The sequence below is a fragment of the Streptomyces sp. NPDC048338 genome (genome assembly GCF_043201055.1).
Taxonomy (GTDB): domain Bacteria; phylum Actinomycetota; class Actinomycetes; order Streptomycetales; family Streptomycetaceae; genus Streptomyces.
In genome coordinates, this window is sequence record NZ_JBICYQ010000019.1 from 50,406 (window position 1) to 68,493 (window position 18,088).

15 protein-coding genes, 2 tRNA genes and 1 other RNA gene are annotated in these 18,088 nt (G+C 72.9%); 12 read left to right on the forward strand and 6 right to left on the reverse strand.

Annotation, left to right across the window (positions count from 1 at the left end; translation table 11 throughout):
• Positions 1-103 precede the first annotated feature (103 nt).
• The 6 genes from ACGFZF_RS34840 to ACGFZF_RS34865 all read left to right on the forward strand — a co-directional run bounded on the left by ACGFZF_RS34840 (position 104) and on the right by ACGFZF_RS34865 (position 5,764).
• Positions 104-832 carry a DNA methylase gene (locus ACGFZF_RS34840; RefSeq protein ID WP_393560926.1) on the forward strand — a complete coding sequence of 243 codons (729 nt, stop codon included), beginning with the start codon at positions 104-106 and terminating at the stop codon, positions 830-832.
• Positions 829-1,470, forward strand: coding sequence for a class I SAM-dependent methyltransferase (locus tag ACGFZF_RS34845; RefSeq protein WP_393560928.1), 642 nt, complete (start codon positions 829-831; stop codon positions 1,468-1,470). Before ACGFZF_RS34840 ends, ACGFZF_RS34845 begins: the two co-directional genes overlap by 4 nt.
• A complete protein-coding gene (locus tag ACGFZF_RS34850; RefSeq protein WP_393560930.1) occupies positions 1,467-2,306 on the forward strand; it encodes a bifunctional DNA primase/polymerase in 840 nt (279 codons plus the stop codon). Before ACGFZF_RS34845 ends, ACGFZF_RS34850 begins: the two co-directional genes overlap by 4 nt.
• A gap of 2 nt (positions 2,307-2,308) precedes the next feature.
• A complete protein-coding gene (locus ACGFZF_RS34855) occupies positions 2,309-3,784 on the forward strand; it encodes an ATP-binding protein (RefSeq protein WP_393560932.1) in 1,476 nt (491 codons plus the stop codon).
• 467 nt (positions 3,785-4,251) lie between these two features.
• Positions 4,252-4,473 carry an excisionase family DNA-binding protein gene (locus ACGFZF_RS34860; RefSeq protein WP_393560934.1) on the forward strand — a complete coding sequence of 74 codons (222 nt, stop codon included), beginning with the start codon at positions 4,252-4,254 and terminating at the stop codon, positions 4,471-4,473.
• 10 nt (positions 4,474-4,483) lie between these two features.
• The gene (locus ACGFZF_RS34865; protein ID WP_393560936.1) at positions 4,484-5,764 is read left to right on the forward strand and encodes a tyrosine-type recombinase/integrase; all 1,281 of its coding nucleotides are present in this window, start codon (positions 4,484-4,486) and stop codon (positions 5,762-5,764) included.
• Positions 5,765-5,826: 62 nt separating this feature from the next.
• Here the strand turns inward: ACGFZF_RS34865 and ACGFZF_RS34870 are convergent.
• Positions 5,827-5,914, reverse strand: a tRNA-Ser gene (locus ACGFZF_RS34870).
• 108 nt (positions 5,915-6,022) lie between these two features.
• Here ACGFZF_RS34870 and ffs point away from each other — a divergent pair.
• The 6 genes from ffs (at position 6,023) to ACGFZF_RS34900 (ending at position 14,269) form a co-directional block, all read left to right on the forward strand.
• Positions 6,023-6,121, forward strand: an RNA gene (gene ffs, locus ACGFZF_RS34875) — signal recognition particle sRNA small type.
• Positions 6,122-6,157: 36 nt separating this feature from the next.
• Positions 6,158-8,227, forward strand: a complete 2,070-nt coding sequence (locus tag ACGFZF_RS34880) for a DNA polymerase III subunit gamma and tau (protein WP_393560938.1) — start codon at positions 6,158-6,160, stop codon at positions 8,225-8,227.
• Between the two features lie 61 nt (positions 8,228-8,288).
• Complete coding sequence (purD, locus tag ACGFZF_RS34885) at positions 8,289-9,539, forward strand: phosphoribosylamine--glycine ligase (protein ID WP_393560940.1); 1,251 nt, start codon at positions 8,289-8,291, stop codon at positions 9,537-9,539.
• A 216-nt stretch (positions 9,540-9,755) separates the two neighbouring features.
• On the forward strand, positions 9,756-11,642 hold the full coding sequence (locus tag ACGFZF_RS34890; RefSeq protein WP_393560942.1) for a hypothetical protein: 1,887 nt from the start codon (positions 9,756-9,758) through the stop codon (positions 11,640-11,642).
• Between the two features lie 178 nt (positions 11,643-11,820).
• The gene (locus tag ACGFZF_RS34895; protein ID WP_356601175.1) at positions 11,821-13,281 is read left to right on the forward strand and encodes a N,N-dimethylformamidase beta subunit family domain-containing protein; all 1,461 of its coding nucleotides are present in this window, start codon (positions 11,821-11,823) and stop codon (positions 13,279-13,281) included.
• A gap of 76 nt (positions 13,282-13,357) precedes the next feature.
• Positions 13,358-14,269 (forward strand): phosphoribosylaminoimidazolesuccinocarboxamide synthase, encoded by a 912-nt coding sequence (locus ACGFZF_RS34900; protein ID WP_393560944.1) that lies wholly within the window; start codon positions 13,358-13,360, stop codon positions 14,267-14,269.
• A 109-nt stretch (positions 14,270-14,378) separates the two neighbouring features.
• On the opposite strand, the gene ACGFZF_RS34905 is transcribed toward ACGFZF_RS34900, so the two are convergent.
• The 5 genes from ACGFZF_RS34905 to ACGFZF_RS34925 form a co-directional block, all read right to left on the reverse strand.
• Positions 14,379-14,454: transfer RNA gene (locus ACGFZF_RS34905), tRNA-Gly, on the reverse strand.
• Positions 14,455-14,476: 22 nt separating this feature from the next.
• Positions 14,477-15,085, reverse strand: coding sequence for a response regulator transcription factor (locus tag ACGFZF_RS34910; protein ID WP_147978668.1), 609 nt, complete (start codon positions 15,083-15,085; stop codon positions 14,477-14,479).
• Complete coding sequence (locus tag ACGFZF_RS34915; RefSeq protein ID WP_393560947.1) at positions 15,082-16,308, reverse strand: sensor histidine kinase; 1,227 nt, start codon at positions 16,306-16,308, stop codon at positions 15,082-15,084. Before ACGFZF_RS34915 ends, ACGFZF_RS34910 begins: the two co-directional genes overlap by 4 nt.
• 73 nt (positions 16,309-16,381) lie before the next feature.
• Positions 16,382-17,143, reverse strand: coding sequence for an ABC transporter permease (locus ACGFZF_RS34920; RefSeq protein ID WP_393560949.1), 762 nt, complete (start codon positions 17,141-17,143; stop codon positions 16,382-16,384).
• Positions 17,140-18,072 carry an ABC transporter ATP-binding protein gene (locus tag ACGFZF_RS34925; protein ID WP_393560951.1) on the reverse strand — a complete coding sequence of 311 codons (933 nt, stop codon included), beginning with the start codon at positions 18,070-18,072 and terminating at the stop codon, positions 17,140-17,142. The genes ACGFZF_RS34920 and ACGFZF_RS34925 overlap by 4 nt, the downstream gene beginning before the upstream one ends.
• Positions 18,073-18,088 lie beyond the last annotated feature (16 nt).

Here is an 18,088-nt window from a genome sequence, read left to right on the forward strand (position 1 = left end):
CGCCCCCTCGAACCATCCATACAGACAGGGGCGGCCCCGTCTCGCCAAAGTCCGGGACCGCCCTCACATCCAGACCGCTACCAACGAACTGGAGACATCCAGCATGACCCATGCCATCCCGATCCGGCGAGAGTGCGCCGCCCGGCCGCTGCTGCTGGACCTGTTCTGCTGCGCTGGCGGCGCGGCGACCGGCTACCACCGGGCCGGGTTCGACGTCGTCGGCGTCGACATCCGCCCCCGCCCCAACTACCCCTTCACCTTCCACCAGGGTGACGCCCTCGACTTCCTCGCGGACCTCATCGCGTCCGGGGAGATCGAGCGGTTCGCGTTCGTCCACTCCTCGCCGCCCTGCCAGGCAGGGTGCGCCCTGACCGTGGGCACCAACCGGTCCCAGGGCTGGGGTGGCGACCACGTCGACCTGGTCGCCCCGACCCGGATCCTGCTGGACGCCTCCAAGCTGCCGTACGTCATCGAGCAGCCCAACGGACGTGCGGAGATCCGCAAGGACCTGACCCTGTGCGGCGAGCAGTTCGGACTCGGTGTCCTGCGGCACCGGAACTTCGAGCTGGGCCACTGGAGCGTCGCCCGGCCCGCGCACGTCCCCCACCGGGGCCGGGTCCGGGGCTGGCGGCACGGCGAGTTCTTCGACGGGCCCTACGTCGCCGCGTACGGCAACGGCGGCGGCAAGCCGTCCGTCCCCGAGCTGCAGGCGGCGATGGGCATCGACTGGACCGACGTCCGTGAGGAACTCACCGAGGCCATCCCGCCCGCGTACAGCCAGTGGATCGGTGCCGCCTACCTGGTCCGGACCCGCGCGGGGGTGGCGGCATGAACGGTCGCGTACTGCCACTGCGCCGGCCGAACGGGCTGCGGGTCCTGGACCTGTGCTGCGGCGCTGGTGGCCTGTCCATGGGCTACCACCTCGCCGGGTTCGAGGTGACCGGCGTCGACAACCGGCCGCAGCCGACCTACCCCTTCACCTTCCACCAGGCCGACGCCCTCACCTTCCCCCTCGACGGCTTCGACCTCATCCACGCCTCCTGGCCCTGCGAGCGCTACGCCCGCGTCACCGCCTGGCGCGGCAACCCGAACGACCACCCCGACCTCATCGGCGTCGGCCGCGACCGCCTGGCGGCGTCCGGGATCCCGTGGGTGATCGAGAACGTCCCCGAGACCGCCAAAGCGGGGATCCTGCGCCCGGACTACCTGCTGTGCGGCTCGCAGTTCGGCCTGAACGTGCGCCGCCACCGGGTCTTCGAGACGTCCTGGGGCAGCCAGGGAGACCTGCTGCCCCCGTGCTGGCATCACTCCGGCCTCCTGGCCTTCGAGCACAAGGGCGAGCGTGCCTACGCCGACGCCATGGGCTGCACCTGGATGAGCAGCGCCGAAGCCCGCAAAGCCGTGCCGCCCGCCTACACCCAGTGGATCGCCACCCAGTACCTCACCCACGAAAGGCAGGCTGCCGCGTGAACAGCATCCCCACCACCGCCCTGGCCCTCGCCGAGAGCGGCCTGCCGGTGCTGCCCCTGCGGGCCGACAAGCGCCCGTTCGGGAACTGCCGCGTGTGCGAGGACCTGGCCTGCGGCGGACGGCCGAACATGAAGACCCCCGGCCCTTGCGCCTGCCCGTGGCCGTGCCACGGATGGGCCGCCGCCACCACCGACCCCGACGTCGTCGCCTCCCCGCAGTGGACGGCCGCGTGGCGCCGGGCGCGGGCCATCGGCTACCACCCCGGCGGCGCCGGCGTGACCGTCGTCGACCTCGACAACCCGGCCGCCATCGGCTGGGCCCGGACGAACCTGCCGCCCACCGCGACGGTGACCACCACACGCGGCGAGCACTGGATCTACCGGGGCGCCATGCGGTCGGTAAACGGCGTCCGCGAGGGTGTCGACCTCAAGTCGACAATGTCCTACGCCCGGTGGCTCGGCCCCGGCACCGGCACCCTGGCGGAGCTGCCGGAGGTCGTGCACTTGCTCGCCGAGAAGGAGCCCACCACGGCCCGGCCCGCGCCTCGCGCCGTCACGGTGCCCCCGCCGGCCGGGGGTGGGGAGTGCCGCCACCGCTCGCCGGCCTACCTGGAGCGCGGAATCGCCATGGCCGAGCAGCGCATCGCCGATGCGGCGAGCGCGGTGCACGCCACGGTGTACCGGACGTTCCTGGCGGTGCTGTCCGCTCATGGTCGGTGCGGCTGCCTGACCGAGACCCACATCGCCCGCCTGTTCACCGCTGCTCAGGCCAAGGGGGAGTCCCCACGGCACTGCACGGACGCCTGGTCCAACGCCCTCACGGCTCTGGGGATTTAGCGATGCCCGAGGACGAGAAGAATCCGGCCCGCGAAGTCATCTCCAACTACGCACAGGCCCACTTCAGGTACTTCCGCACCGCCGACGGAACCGTGTACGCCCAGCGCAACGGTCACCCCGTGGCCCGCCCGATCCGCTCCCAGGGAACGACGGGCAGCCACCGACAGGAACTCATGGTCGGCCTGTTCAAGGACGGCTACGGCGTCTTCAACGGAACCGCACTCAAGGAGGCACTCGACTTGATCGAGGCACTGGCCATCACCGAGCAGGTACAGCCCGTCCACATCCGCGTCGCCCCCGGATTCGACGGCGCAACGTGGCTCGACCTGGGCCGCAACGACGGCAAGTCCGTCCGCATCCACCCCACCGGCTGGGACATCCTCACCCCCGACCCCGAGGAGGTGTGCTGGCGCCGCACCCAACTCACCGGCGAACTGCCCCTGCCGGCCAAGGACACCGACGGCAAGGGCATCGACCTCCTCATGCGGCTGTGCAACTTCGCCAACGCTCAGACCGAGAGCCTGGCCATCGCCTGGCTCATCGGCTGCCTGGGGCCGTCCGTGCCCGTCCCCGCCCCGTTCCTCACCGGCCCCCAGGGAGCGGGTAAGTCCACCGGCGCCCGGATGCTCCTGCGGATCATCGAGGGCATGAGCGGCGACCTGCGCCGCGCCCCGAAGGACGAGGAGAACCTGATCGCGGCCGTCGCTGCCGGATGGGTCACCGCCCTGGACAACCTTTCCCACCTCGGCCCGGACCTGTCCGACCTGATGTGCTGCATCGTCACCGGCGCCGAGACCATCAAGCGGGCCCTGTTCACCGACGGCGACGTCGTGCGCTCCCGCTACCGCAAGCCCCTGCTGCTGACCGGCATCGACGTCGGCGTCATCCGCCCCGACCTCGCCGAACGCCTCCTGCCGCTGCGTCTGGAGCGTCCACGGGTGCGGCGGACCGAGGCGGAGCTGTGGGCGGAGTTCGAGGAGATCCTCCCGGTCATCCTCGGTTCCCTGCTCGACCTCGCCGTCAAGGTCCGCGCGGCCCAGGCCCAGATCCCGACCGACCTGCGCATGGCCGACTTCGCTCACCTCTGCGCGCAGCTCGACGCCGCCACCGGCTTCGGAGCCCTGGACGCCTATCGGACCAGCCTGGACGACCTCAACGACGACGTCATCGAAGGCGACGTACTCGCACAGACCGTCCTCGACCACGCCGCCGGCATCGAGCCGGGCACGGACGTCCGGATGACGTCGTCCGAGTGGCTGCACAGCCTCACCCAGCTCTACACCCGCGAAGGCCTCCGCATCGTGCCCAAGGGGTGGCCCACCACCGGCAAGGTCCTCTCCGACCGCCTCAAGCGCCTTCAGCCCGTCCTCGCCGCACGCGGCGTCGTCGTCGACTGGGGCCGCACCAAGACCGCCCGCTACATCGAGATGACCCGCCCGCCGCAGCCGTCGCGCGACGAGCAGGCCGGGATGTTCTAGACCGCGCCGCACCGCTGCACAAGCAAGAGGAGCACGGCTCCGCCTCGCCGGGGGGTGCTCCTCTTGTTCGTCGGCGGCGTGCCGCCGCTGCAAGGAACGCGCCGCGCAGCGGCTCCTTCTTCACGCCCTGAGGCACGCACAACAACAGACACCACACCCTCTCTTTTTCCTAAGAGAGAAACGCTGCGTCACCTGTGTCACGGACGGCCGGAAACGGCACCTGACCTGCCACTACAGCGGTGACGCAGCCGCCAAAGTGTGCGTCATCCTGCGTCACCCGCGTCACCGAGGTGACGGGCGCCTGCGTCACCAGTGACGCAGACCGGAGACCCCTGCGTCACTGAAACCAGCAGGTCAGACGGCCGAGTGACGCTAATGACGCGATGACGCAGAAATCCCGACCTCGGACAGGTGCGGGCCGACGAGAAGCCACAGCCATCCGCTCTCGCCCATGAGGAGTGCACCAGATGGATCCCCGAGCCCCCGACTCGCCCGATGACCCCACGCTCGTCCTGCTGAAGGTCGAGGAGGCCGCCCGCCGCCTCCAGATCGGCCGAACCCTCTGCTACCGCCTCATCCGCACCGGAGAGCTGGAAGCCGTGCCCGTCGGTCGGCTCCGCCGGGTCCCCGCAGACGCCGTCACCGAGTTCGCCGCCAAGCTCCGCCGCGCCCACCGGCCGGCCGCCTAAGAGGAACACCGTGGAAGAACAGAAGAAGCGAACGCGCCGAGCCAACGGCGAATCCGCCATCTACTTCGGCAAGGACGAGCGCTGGCACGCCCGAGTGCCCATGGGCTTCAAGGACGACGGGTCTCCGTACCGCCGCCACCTGACCCGCCCCACCCGTAAGGAACTGGTGGACGAGGTCCGCCGCCTGGAGAAGCAGCGAGATGAGGGCTCGGCGCGTCAGCCGGGCAAGCCGTGGACCGTCGAGAAGTGGCTCACCCACTGGATCGAGAACATCGCCAAGCCGGTCGTGAGCGAGAACACCTACGACGGCTACGAGGTCGCGGTACGCGTGCACCTGATCCCCGGTATCGGGAAGCACCGGATCGACCGCCTGGAGCCGGAGCACCTGGAGAGCCTGTACCGCCGGATGCAGAACGCCGGCAGCAAGGCGGGAACCGCCCACCAGGCGCACCGGACGGCCCGCACCGCCTTGGGGGAGGCCGTGCGGCGCGGCCACACAGCGAAGAACGCCGCAGCCCTCGCCAAGCCGCCCCGGATGGAGGAGGACGAGTCCGAGGTCGAGCCCTACTCCGTGGAGGAGGTCCAGCGCCTGCTGCTGGAGGTCAACAAGCGCCGCAACAGCGCCCGGTGGATGCTCGCCCTCGCACTCGGGCTGCGCCAGGGCGAGACGCTAGGGCTGCGCTGGGAGGACGTCGACCTGGAAAACGAGTACCTGAGGCTGCGCCGCAACCGGCTCCGCCCGAAGTACGCCCATGGGTGCCCCGCGTCGGCTCCCTGCGACAGGAAGGCGGGTTACTGCCCGGACCGGGTGCAGACCCGACGCGAGACGAAGAACACGAAGTCCAGGGCGGGCCGCCGGGCCGTTCCCCTCCCCGGGCCGCTCGTCACGATGCTCCGTGCTCACCGGGAGGCGCAGGCCCACGAGCGCAAGCGTGCCGGGGACCTATGGACGGAGTCGGAGTACGTGTTCACCAAAGCCCTGGGCGGCCCGCTGAGCCCGAACACCGACTACCACGACTGGAAGCGGCTCCTGGAGGACGCGGCGGTCCGGAACGGGCGTCTGCACGACGCCCGGCACACGGCCGGCACGGTGTTGATGCTCCTGAGCGTCCCGGACCGAGTGATCGACCAGATCATGGGCTGGGAGCCCGGAGGAGCCGCGAGGATGCGGGCGCGGTACCTCCACGTGCCCGACCACCTCCTGAAGGAAGTAGCCCGGAAGATCGGGGCAGCGATCTGGGGACCCCCGGAAACAACCGCTGTGGACAAAGACCAGGACAACGGGAGCTGAGGAACGAAGAAGGGCCCCGCAGCAAGCTGCGGGGCCCTTCGACATCGTGCCCGGTGAGGCACTGGCGGAGGATACGAGATTCGAACTCGTGAGGGGTTGCCCCCAACACGCTTTCCAAGCGTGCGCCCTAGGCCACTAGGCGAATCCTCCGCGGCAAACAATACAAGACGCCGAGGGGTGCTCGCGAACGTGATCCCGACCGGCTTCCCGAGGTGGGGATCGGGGGATCGAACCGCCCCCGGGATCGGGTACCCTGGGCGCAGCCCCTCACGTGGCGCTATCTGACTGAACTCCCCCAGGGCCGGAAGGCAGCAAGGGTAGGTCGGCTCTGGCGGGTGCGTGGGGGGCGCTTGCGTTCCCGGGTTGTCGGTGGGCGCCTATAACCTCGTAGGCGTGTCGTCTCTCGCGCTGTACCGCCGCTATCGCCCCGAGTCGTTCGCCGAGGTCATCGGGCAGGAGCATGTCACCGACCCGCTGCAGCAGGCCCTGCGGAACAACCGGGTCAATCACGCGTACCTGTTCAGCGGGCCGCGCGGATGCGGAAAGACGACCAGCGCGCGCATCCTCGCCCGCTGTCTGAACTGCGAGCAGGGGCCCACGCCCACGCCCTGCGGGGAGTGCCAGTCCTGCCGGGACCTCGCGCGCAACGGGCCGGGGTCGATCGACGTCATCGAGATCGACGCCGCCTCCCACGGTGGTGTGGACGATGCCCGTGACCTGCGGGAGAAGGCTTTCTTCGGGCCGGCGTCCAGCCGCTACAAGATCTACATCATCGACGAGGCGCACATGGTCACCTCGGCGGGCTTCAACGCCCTGCTGAAGGTGGTCGAGGAGCCGCCGGAGCACCTCAAGTTCATCTTCGCGACCACGGAGCCCGAGAAGGTCATCGGCACGATCCGGTCGCGGACGCACCACTACCCCTTCCGGCTCGTGCCGCCCGGCACCCTGCGGGACTACCTGGGCGAGGTCTGCGGCCACGAGGGCATCCCGGTCGAGGACGGGGTGCTGCCCCTCGTCGTGCGCGCCGGCGCCGGTTCCGTGCGCGACTCGATGTCCGTCATGGACCAGCTGCTGGCCGGCGCCGCCGAGGACGGTGTGACATACGCCATGGCGACGTCCCTCCTCGGCTACACGGACGGGTCGCTGCTCGACTCCGTCGTGGACGCGTTCGCCTCCGGCGACGGCGCCGCGGCCTTCGAGGTCGTGGACCGGGTGATCGAGGGCGGCAACGACCCCCGGCGCTTCGTCGCCGACCTGCTGGAGCGGCTGCGCGACCTGGTCATCCTCGCCGCCGTTCCCGACGCCGCGCAGAAGGGGCTCATCGACGCCCCCGTGGACGTCATCGAACGCATGCAGGCCCAGGCCTCCGTCTTCGGGGCCGCCGAGCTCAGCAGGGCGGCCGACCTGGTCAACAGCGGACTGACCGAGATGCGCGGCGCCACCTCGCCGCGACTCCAGCTGGAACTGATCTGCGCGCGCGTGCTGCTGCCCGCCGCCTTCGACGACGAGCGCTCGCTGCTGGCCCGGATCGACCGCCTGGAGCGCGGCGCCGCCGCCGCGCCCGCACCCGTCTTCGAGTCAGGCGCGCCCGCGCCCTCCCTGGGGTACGTCCCCGGTCCCGAGGCGCACACCCCGATGGCCCCGCCGCCGGTCCCGCAGGCCGCCCCCACGCCGCCGCCCGCCCCGGAGACACCCGCGCCCGCGCGCCGGACGCCGCCCCCCACCGACGCCCCGCGGCCCGGTGCCTGGCCGGGCGCGGCCGCCCCGGGCGCCTGGCCCGGCGCCGCCACGCCCGCCCAGCCCGCCGCTCCCGCACCGGCACCCGCCGCCGCGCAGCCGGCGGCCCCGGCCGCCGCCCCCGCGGGCACGGCCGGTCAGGGCGCCGCCCAGATCCGGAACATGTGGCCGTCGATCCTCGAGGCGGTGAAGAACCGCCGCCGGTTCACCTGGATCCTGCTCAGCCAGAACGCCCAGGTCGCCGGTTTCGACGGCACCACCCTCCAGCTCGGCTTCCTGAACGCCGGTGCCCGCGACAACTTCGCGAGCAGCGGCAGCGAGGACGTGCTGCGGCAGGCTCTGGCGGAGCAGTTCAACGTCCAGTGGAAGATCGAGGCGATCATCGATCCCTCGGGCGGCTCCGCGCCGCCCCCCGCCGCGGCCAACTTCGGCGGCGGCCGGCCCCCGGCTCCGCCGGCCCCCGCGCCGTCCTTCCAGCAGGCTCCGCCCCCGGCCGCACCGCCCGCGCACCAGGCTCCCGCCCCGCCCGCCGGGCCCCCGGCCCATCAGCAGCCCCAGCAGTCCCCGTCGGGCCCGCCCGCGCGCCAGGCGCCGACGCCCGTCGCGCCCGAGGACGACGTGCCGGAGGAGGACGATCCCGACCTCGTCGACTCCGCGCTGTCCGGTCACGAGCTGATCGTGCGCGAGCTCGGCGCCACGGTTGTGGAGGAATACACGAACGAGTAGGGGCGTCTCGCTCGGTGGCCCGCACAAGGGGCATCCCGCCCCGCGGGCTACCCTGGCTGGCGTGAAGGTCCTCGTCATCGGCGGCGGCGCCCGCGAACACGCCCTGTGCCGCTCTCTGTCCCTCGATCCCGACGTCACCGCTCTGCACTGCGCGCCCGGCAACGCCGGAATCGCGGAGGTCGCCGAGCTGCACCCCGTCGACCCACTGGACGGCGGCGCGGTCGCGCGCCTCGCCACCGACCTCCAGGCGGACCTGGTCGTCGTCGGCCCGGAGGCACCGCTCGTCGCGGGTGTCGCCGACGCCGTCCGCGCGGCCGGCATCCCCTGCTTCGGTCCGTCCGCGGAAGCCGCGCAGCTGGAGGGCTCCAAGGCGTTCGCCAAGGACGTCATGGCGGGCGCCAACGTGCCCACGGCCCGTTCCTACGTGTGCACCACCGCCGCCGAGATCGACGAGGCGCTCGACGCCTTCGGCGCCCCGTACGTCGTCAAGGACGACGGCCTCGCCGCCGGCAAGGGCGTCGTGGTGACCTCCGACCTGGCCGAGGCCCGCGCCCACGCGCTGGCCTGCGACCGCGTGGTCATCGAGGAGTACCTGGACGGCCCAGAGGTCTCCCTCTTCGCGATCACCGACGGCGTCACCGTCCTCCCGCTGAGCCCCGCGCAGGACTTCAAGCGCGCGCTGGACGGCGACGAGGGACCGAACACCGGCGGCATGGGCGCCTACTCGCCGCTGCCCTGGGCCGACCCCAAGCTGGTCGACGAGGTGATGGGCAGCGTCCTGCAGCCGACGGTCGACGAGCTGCGCCGCCGCGGCACGCCGTTCCAGGGCCTGCTGTACGCGGGGCTGGCGATCACCGGTCGTGGCGTGCGGGTCATCGAGTTCAACGCCCGGTTCGGCGACCCCGAGACGCAGGTCGTGCTGGCCCGCCTGAAGACCCCGCTGGCCGGCGTCCTGCTGAACGCCGCGAACGGCACCCTCGACAACGAGGCGCCGCTCAACTGGCGTGACGAGGCGGCCGTGACCGTGGTCGTGGCCTCGCACAACTATCCCGGCACCCCGCGGACCGGCGACCCGATCGAGGGCCTCGACGAGGTCGCGGCGCAGGACGCGCCGCACGCGTACGTCCTGCACGCCGGCACCCGCCTGGACGGTGACGCGGTCGTCAGCGCCGGCGGACGCGTCCTGTCGGTCACGGCGACCGGCGAGGACCTGACGCAGGCCCGCGAGCGCGCGTACGCGGCGGTCGGCCGGATCCGTCTGGACGGCTCGCAGCACCGTACGGACATCGCGCGCAAGGCCGCGGGAGAGTGAACCCCTTCCCGGCCTGACCGTCATCACCTTTGCCCAAAGCCATTCCATCGAGTGACGGCTGAGCCATCCGGATGACGCCCGCCGAAGCCCCAACTAGGGTGCGGCGCAGGCGTTCCGGCACTTGGCCCACCGGCATTGCGATGTCCGTGGCGGGTGCCACAGTGGGGGAGTGAGCAAGACCGCCACAGGCAGTCCCGACCAGGGCAGGAGGGGGTGATGTACGGCGTGTCCGGTACCGGTTCGGTTCCCGGCGATGAGATGGGTGCGCGCGCCGCGCGCACCCGGGCCCTCGCCGTGCTCCGCGTCCGCGGCAGGGCGCTGGGTGCCGCGCTCCTCCCCGCCGCCGCGGCCGTGATCCTGTACGCGGGGGGTGTCACCGGCCGGTTCACGGGGGCCGGCTGGGACGCCGCCCGCTGGCTGACGACGGTGCTCGCGCTGGTCGTCCTGCTCGCCGCGGCGGCCGTCGCGCTGGTCGTCGCCCGTGCGCGGCCCGCCGTCACGCCGACGGTGGAACTCGCCGAGACCTCGGCCCCCGACCTCTACCGGATGGTCCGGGACCTGGCCGACCGGCTCGGGGTCCCCGCCCCCTCCGCGATAGCCCTGACCCCGGACTGCGACAGCTGGCTGGAGGACCGGACCCATCCGGCGCACCGGGTCGGCCCGCAGGACGCACACCGGTCCGCCGAGGCTCCCGTCCTGGTCATCGGCTCGCCCTTCCTGTGGTGGATGCGGGTCGGCGAGCTGCGGGCGGTCCTCGCCCCCGTCGTCGCCGGGACGGGCCCCGCCGCCCAGCCCGACATAGCCGCGGCCCGCCGCTTCGTGCGGGGCCTGGACGCCGCCGTCGCCGCACCCCGCCGCGCCGGGCTCGACCCGGTGAGCCGGCTCGGCGCGCACGGCATCGGCCGGGTCGCCCGGGTGCTGCTGCGCAGCTGTCGCGGCCACGCCCTGGAGATGGAGCGCGGGGTCGCCGCGGCCGGTTCCGAGCGCGCACAGGCTGTGGACTACGGCATCCGGATCGTCGCGCAGGAGCAGGTCGGCCTCGCCTACGCGGGCTGGGACCGGCTGCTCACCCGGGTCGCGCTGCCCGCCTGGCGGATGGGCCGCTGGCCCTCCCGCCTCGACGTCGGAGTGGTCAGCGCCCTCACCGAACTCTCGCGACGCGACCGCCTCGCCGACAACTTCGCCACCCGCCTCGGCGAACGGCCGGCCTGCGACCTCCTGGAGGAGCCCGGGGCCGTGGACGAGGCCACCTCGCTGCTGGCCGCCCGGCTCTTCCACGGCGGTCCGGCGGAGAACGGCCCGGACTGGTCGCCGGTGGACTGGGACCAGTACCCGGAAGAGGTCGTCGACCGCACCTGGCGCGCCGACGCCACCCGCCTCCACCGGGTCCTCGACCAGCTGGGCGTGCGCGCCGCGGGTCCCGGCGACCCCGCCTCCTCCGACGGGCCGACCCTGACGCGCGTGATGGCCCACCTGGCCCTCCCCTCGGGAGCGGCCGCCTCGGAGGCCGCCGCCGGGGCCGCCACCGATCTCACGTACGCCACCGAACTCACGGCCGCCGCCGAGCTCACGTCCGCCGCCGAGCCGGACGAGCCCGCCGGACCCGAAGCGCCTGCCGGTACCGGTGAGCAGGACGATCTCCACGGACTCGACGGCCTCCAGGAGCCCGACGGACTCGACGAGCCGGACGAGCCCGCGGCCGCGCACCCCGCCTCCGACGCCCTCGCAGCCGCGCTGACCGCCCAGGTCGCCCGCGAGGACGCCGCCAAGCCCCCGGCGGAGGCGCCGGGCGCACACGGCGCCGCGTGGGGCGACGACGGGACCGACCCGCTCCCGCTCTTCCCGCTGCAGCCGCCCCGTACCGGGCGCGACCTGCTGGCCGACCACGTGGTGGCGATGGTCTGCTGCGCCGCCGTCGACACCGCGGGCGCCGTTCCCGGGCTGGACTGGCTCGACGGCCCGGCGCTCCTCGTCGGCGGTCGGCGGAACACGGACCTGACCGCCCGGGTCCTCGCACTCGTGGAGGACGGCGACCCGGAGCCGCTGCGCGCCTGGCTCACCGAGACCGGCGTCCGCCCCGAGAAGCCCGTCCGCCTCGTCTGAACCACCCGACCCGGCGGAAGACCGCGTTCCGTTCACGTCAATTCGCGACGAACGGTGACGGAGTGCGTGCGTTATGTGATGTGCTGGGGACCGGCACTGACAAGGGGCCGAAAGAGCCATACATACGACGGCCGAAAACGGTCGCCGACGACCGGGGGAGTCGAGGGAGGGGCGCGGCATGGGGGCGGAGCACATCAGGCGGTGGGAATCGGGCGCGCTCGCCCACGCCGTCTCGGACCCCTTCGGCCAGGGCCCGCTGCCCTGGCTGCGCGGGTCGGAGAACTACTTCGACGACACGGGCCAGGTCGTCCCCTGGTACGCCGACGCCGCCCTGGCACGCGGGGCCGGGGGCGGGCCCCGTACCGCCGACGACGTCCGCAGCCAGATCAAGGGCTTCGCCTCCGTCGGGGCGGCGGCCCCCGGCGAGGCGATCGACTTCCACATCACGGTGGACCCGCCGCAGCAGTTCTCGGTCGACGTCTACCGGATCGGCCACTACGCGGGCGACGGCGCCGCCAAGATCACCACCAGTCCACGGCTGTCCGGGATCGTCCAGCCGGCCCCCCTCGCCGCGGACCGGACCGTCTCCTGCCACCACTGGTGGCAGTCCTGGCGCCTCCAGATCCCGTCCTACTGGTCGATCGGCGCCTACGTCGCCGTCCTCACCACCGCCGACGGCTACCGCTCCCACATCCCGTTCACGGTCCGCGACGACCACCCGGCCGATCTCCTCCTGGTGCTGCCGGACGTGACCTGGCAGGCGTACAACCTGTACCCGGAGGACGGCCGCACCGGTGCCAGCCTCTACCACGCGTGGGACGAGCAGGGCCGGCTCCTCGGCGAGGAGGACGCGGCCACGACGGTCTCCTTCGACCGCCCCTACGCGGGCGCGGGACTGCCCCTGCACGTCGGCCACGCCTACGACTTCATCCGCTGGGCCGAGCGCTACGGATACGACCTCGCCTACGCCGAGACCCGTGACCTGCACGCCGGCCGGGTCGACCCCACCCGCTACCGCGGCCTGGTCTTCCCCGGCCACGACGAGTACTGGTCCGTCCCCATGCGCCGGACGGTCGAGCTGGCCCGCGAGCAGGGCACGTCCCTCGTGTTCCTCTCCGCCAACACCATGTACTGGCAGGTGGAGCTCGGCCCCTCGCCGTCCGGGGTCCCGGACCGGCTGCTGACCTGCCGCAAGCGCCGCGGCCCCGGCCGCCCGGCGCTGTGGCGCGAGATCGACCGCCCCGAGCAGCAGCTGCTCGGCATCCAGTACGCGGGCAGGGTGCCCGAACCGCACCCGCTCGTGGTGCGGAACGCCGAGCACTGGCTCTGGGAGGCCACCGGCGCCGGGGACGGCGACGAGATCCCGGGCCTGGTCGCCGGCGAGGCCGACCGCTACTTCCCGCGGACCGCGCTCCCCGAGCACGAGGGCCGCATCCTGCTCGCCCACTCGCCGTACACGGACGGCGAGGGAGCGCTGCGGCACCAGGAGACCTCCCTCTACCGGTCCCCGTCGGGTGCCTGGGTCTTCGCCTCCGGCACCTTCGCCTGGTCGCCCGCCCTGGACCGCCCGGGCCACGTCGACGCGCGGATCCAGCGCGCCACGGCGAACCTGCTCGACCGCATCTGCAAGAGGGACTGAGCGGGCCCGCGCACCGACCCCGCGTCCGGGTGCGAGAGAATCGAAGCGCTCCTGGATCAACCTACGCGGAGGAACCGTGTCCGGATTCGTAGAAAAGCCCGAGCCTGTTCAGGTCCCGGGCCTGACCCACCTCCACACGGGCAAGGTGCGTGACCTCTACCGGAACGAGGCCGGCGACCTCGTCATGGTGGCAAGCGACCGCATGTCCGCATACGACTGGGTGCTGCCGACCGAGATCCCCGACAAGGGCCGGGTCCTGACCCGGCTCTCGCTGTGGTGGTTCGACCTGCTGAAGGACCTGGTCCCGAACCACGTCCTGTCCACCGAGCTGCCGGCCGGCGCCCCGGCCGACTGGGCGGGCCGCACCCTGGTCTGCAAGTCGCTGGAGATGGTCCCGGTCGAGTGCGTCGCCCGCGGCTACCTGACCGGCTCCGGCCTCGTCGAGTACCGCGCGTCCCGCACGGTCTGCGGCCTCGCCCTGCCCGAGGGCCTGACCGACGGTTCCGAACTGCCCGCGCCGATCTTCACGCCGGCCACGAAGGCGGCCGTCGGCGACCACGACGAGAACGTGTCGTACGAGGAGGTCGCCCACCAGGTCGGTGCGGAGACCGCCGCGCTGCTGCGTCAGACGACCCTCGCCGTCTACGGCCGGGCCCGGGACGTGGCCCGCGAGCGCGGGATCATCCTCGCCGACACCAAGTTCGAGTTCGGCTTCGAGGCCACCCCGGAGGGCCGGACGCTGGTCCTCGCCGACGAGGTCCTCACCCCGGACTCCTCCCGCTTCTGGCCCGCCGCGAGCTGGGAGCCGGGGCACGCCCAGCCGTCGTACGACAAGCAGTTCGTCCGCGACTGGCTGACCTCGCCGGCCTCCGGCTGGGACCGCGCGAGCGAGCAGCCGCCGCCGGCGCTCCCGCAGGAGATCGTCGACGCGACCCGCGCCAAGTACATCGAGGCGTACGAACTCCTGACCGGCACCGCCTGGTCCTAGGACCTGGTCCTGGGGACGTCTCGCCGATCCTGCCGCGCCCGGCACGATCGGCGAGGCGCGCCCGGGCACGAAGAAGCCCCCCGGTCCGAGGACCGGGGGGCTTCTTCCGTGGAGCGGACGACGAGATTCGAACTCGCGACCCTCACCTTGGCAAGGTGATGCTCTACCAACTGAGCCACGTCCGCATGCGCCGTAGCGCGGGGCCAACTATACCCAACCTTTCTCCCGTGCGAGACGCACCGCCGTGTGACGGTTCTCGGCGCCGAGCTTCGCGGCCGCCGACGAGAGGTAGTTGCGGACCGTCCCGGGGGACAGCGCGGCCCGCGCGGCGATCTCCGCGACGGGCGCCCCGTCGGCCGCGAACTCCAGCACCTCGGCCTCCCGCGCGGTCAGCGGGGAGTCCCCGGCGGAGATCGCGTCGGCCGCCAACTCCGGGTCCACGTAGCGGTTCCCGGCGTGCACGGTGCGGATGATCTCGGCCAGCCGCTGGGCGCTGACGGTCTTGGGCACGAAGCCCCGCACCCCGGCCGCGAGGGCCCGCTTCAGATGGCCGGGACGGCCGTGACCGGTCACGATCATGGTCCGGCAGTCGGGAAGTTCCTCGCGCAGGGATGTGGCGACCCTCACACCGTCCGCCCCCGGCATCTGCAGGTCCAGCACCGCGACATCGGGCCGGTGGGCCCGTGCCATGGCGAGCGCCTCGGGGCCGGTGGCGGCCTCGGCGACGACCACGAGGTCGTCCTCCAGCCCGAGCAACGCGGCGAGCGCGCCCCGGATCAGGTGCTCGTCGTCGGCGAGCAGCACGCGTACGGTCATGCCGCCGACCCCTTCCGCGGTACGGGCACGGTGGCCGTCACCCGGAACGTACCGCCGGCCTCGGGGCCCGCCCGCAGGGTCCCGTCCACCGCCGCCAGCCGCTCCCGCAGCCCCGCGAGACCCGAACCGTGCCCCATCACGAAGCCCTCTCCCACGCCGTCGTTCTCCACGGTCAGCAGCACCGAACCGTCCTTTCCCGCAAGGGAGATCGTGCAGCGCGAGGCGTCCCCGTGCCGCAGTACGTTCGTCGTGGTCTCCCGGACCACCCAGCCCAGCGCCGCCTGGACGCGCTCGGGCAGCCCGTCGGTGACCGGGCCGATCGCGCACGCGATCCCGGCGGCGTCCAACACGCCCCGCGCGCCCTCCAGTTCCACCCGCAGGTCGGCCTCCCGGTAGCCGCGCACCACGTCCCGGACCTCGCGCTGCGACTGCCGGGCGATCCGCTGCACCTCGGTCATCTGGTCCACCGCCTCGGGGCGTCCGCGCCGGGCGAGCTGCACGGCGAGTTCGCTCTTGAGGGCGATGACCGAGAGGTTGCGGCCCATGACGTCGTGCAGGTCGCGGCCGAAGCGCAGCCGCTCCTCGGCGACGGCGAGCCGCGCCTGCAGGTCCCGGGAGCGCTCCAGTTCGCCGACGATCCCGAGCAGCCAGGAGGAGAAGCCGCTCGCCGTACCGAACCCGCCCCCGCCGAGCAGTACGCCGACACCGCAGCCGATGGCCGTGGGCGCGCCGTGGTCGAAGGCGGCGACGGCGGCGCCGGTGGCGCAGGCGGCGACGAGGACGGCGTACAGCATGTGCCGGACCCGGCGCAGGCCCAGCAGCAGCGTGCCGGCCCCGAAGGCGGACAGGGCGGTCACCAGGCCCACGCCGACCGACGGATCGGTGGTGGCGCCGACCGTGTGCAGGGTGAGGACGGTGAGGTCCGCGACCGCCGTGCCCGTGGCCAGGGCGACGGCGAGCCGGACCGGACGGTCACGCTTCCCGACGGTCCAGTCCAGGGCGCGGGACGCGAACACCGCGCACAGCACGGCGTGCGCGCAGCAGATCAGGAGCATCGCGACGGCGATGCCGGGGCGCAGCGCGGCCGAGGAGGCGGCGGAGAGCGGGATCCCGGCGAGGGCGACGATCTCGAGGGGAGCGAAGAGGTGGAAGGTCCACCGGGTGTACAGCTCCACCTTGGCCGCGCTGCTGCGGCCCACCCACCACCCGGTCAACCTGGACACCTGTCCGCCCTCCCCTAGGTCATGTCGTCGAAGTCCCGCCCGGCGGGCCGCATCGGGGCCCGGTCGGAGAGATCTAGCGACGCGGTTCCCAGCGGAACCACCGTCGGACAGCAAACACGGTGATCACGCCCCAGGCCAGCGTGGTGAGCGCGGCGGTGATCAGCGCGCCGGTGTCGCCGGCTCCGAACCAGCCGGCCCGGACGAACTCCATGACCCCGCTCATCGGCAGCAGCGCGCAGACCGACGCGAGGGTGTCCGGCAGGGTCTCGCGGGGCACGAACATCCCCGAGCCCATGGAGGAGACCAGGAAGAGCGGCAGGGTGGTCAGTCCCGCGCTCTCGACGTTGCGGGTGATGACGGTGGTCAGCGCGGCCAGGCCGCCGAGCAGTGCCACCGCGGCCACCAGGCCGAGCAGCAGCAGGTCGGGCCGTCGGGGGGCGTGGACGTCCAGGGCGAGCACCCCGCCGACGGCCAGCACGACGCACTGGGCGAGGGCGATGGCGGCGGACGGCAGCGCAGCGCCGCCGAGGATCTCCAGGTCGCTCGCCTCGCCCGTGCGCAGCCGCTTGAGCACCAGCTCCTCGCGGCGGGCCACGTACGCCGAGACCAGGCCCATGTAGACGACGAGAATGAGCACCATGCCCGTGCCGCCGACGAGGGTGGCACCGGCGACGCCTCCGGACACGCCTTCGGCTGTCTGCGTGACCGTGGACCGCAGCACGACGATCATCAGCAAGGGCATCAGCAGGGCGATGAAGAGGTTGTTCCTGTTCCGCCCGAGCAGGGTGAGTTCGGCGCGCCCGAGGGCGGTGAGCCGGGTGAGGGTGGCGTTCATCGGGCACCTTCGAGGTCGGTGGGGGTGGGGGTGTCGACGGTGGAGGCGATCTCCAGGAAGGCCTCCTCGAGGGAGGCCGAGCGGGCGTCGAGCCGGTCGAGCCGTACGCCGGCGTCGCCCGCCCAGGCCAGGAGCGCGGCGAGGTCGTCCTGGAGGGCGTGGGTCCGGATCTCCACGCGACGGCCGTCGGCCGCGGCCTTCAGGCCGAGGGGCAGATGCCCGGGCTCGATCCCGTCGGGCAGGCCGAAGCGGATCCTGGCGGGGCGGGCCGCGGTGACCTCGGACGGTGTGCCGGAGAGGACGATCCGACCGCTGTGCATGATCGCGAGCCGGTCGGCCAGGGACTCGGCCTCCTCCAGGTAGTGCGTGGTCAGCAGGACGGTCGTGCCGCCGTCCCGCAGGGAACGCACCAGGTCCCAGGTGTCGCGCCGGCCCTCGGCGTCGAGGCCGGTGGTGGGCTCGTCGAGGAAGAGGACCTCGGGCCTGCCCAGGAGCGCGAGCGCCAGGTCGAGGCGCCGCCGCTCGCCGCCGGAGAGCTGCTTGATCCGTACCTTGCCGCGGGCGCCGAGGCCGACCGCCTCCAGTGCCTCCGCGGTGGGACGGGGGGCGGTGGTGCAGCCCGCCCACATGCGGACGGTCTCGGTCACGGTCAGGTCGGAGGGGAAGCCGCCCTCCTGGAGCATGATCCCGATCCGGGGGCGGACGGCGGCCCGTTCGCGGTACGGGTCGTGGCCGAGGACGCGGACGGCGCCGCCGCTGGGGGCGGCGAGCCCCTCCAGGAGCTCGACCGTGGAAGTCTTGCCCGCCCCGTTCGTCCCCAGCAGCGCGAAGATCTCGCCGCGGGGGACGGCGAAGGAGATCCCGTCGACGGCGGAGAAGCCGCCGGCGTAGGTGCGGCGCAGTGCGTCGGCCTCGATCACGTTGGTCATGCCCTCAGCCTTCCGG

What these genes read in the sequence shown, in the direction of transcription:
- ACGFZF_RS34895 (WP_356601175.1), top strand. Translation starts at nt 11,821, where the DNA reads ATGGGGGCGGAGCACATCAGGCGGTGGGAATCGGGCGCGCTCGCCCAC.
- ACGFZF_RS34840 (WP_393560926.1), top strand. Translation starts at nt 104, where the DNA reads ATGACCCATGCCATCCCGATCCGGCGAGAGTGCGCCGCCCGGCCGCTG.
- ACGFZF_RS34855 (WP_393560932.1), top strand. Translation starts at nt 2,309, where the DNA reads ATGCCCGAGGACGAGAAGAATCCGGCCCGCGAAGTCATCTCCAACTAC.
- ACGFZF_RS34925 (WP_393560951.1), bottom strand. Translation starts at nt 18,072, where the DNA reads ATGACCAACGTGATCGAGGCCGACGCACTGCGCCGCACCTACGCCGGC.
- ACGFZF_RS34910 (WP_147978668.1), bottom strand. Translation starts at nt 15,085, where the DNA reads ATGACCGTACGCGTGCTGCTCGCCGACGACGAGCACCTGATCCGGGGC.
- ACGFZF_RS34920 (WP_393560949.1), bottom strand. Translation starts at nt 17,143, where the DNA reads ATGAACGCCACCCTCACCCGGCTCACCGCCCTCGGGCGCGCCGAACTC.
- ACGFZF_RS34845 (WP_393560928.1), top strand. Translation starts at nt 829, where the DNA reads ATGAACGGTCGCGTACTGCCACTGCGCCGGCCGAACGGGCTGCGGGTC.
- ACGFZF_RS34890 (WP_393560942.1), top strand. Translation starts at nt 9,756, where the DNA reads ATGTACGGCGTGTCCGGTACCGGTTCGGTTCCCGGCGATGAGATGGGT.
- ACGFZF_RS34860 (WP_393560934.1), top strand. Translation starts at nt 4,252, where the DNA reads ATGGATCCCCGAGCCCCCGACTCGCCCGATGACCCCACGCTCGTCCTG.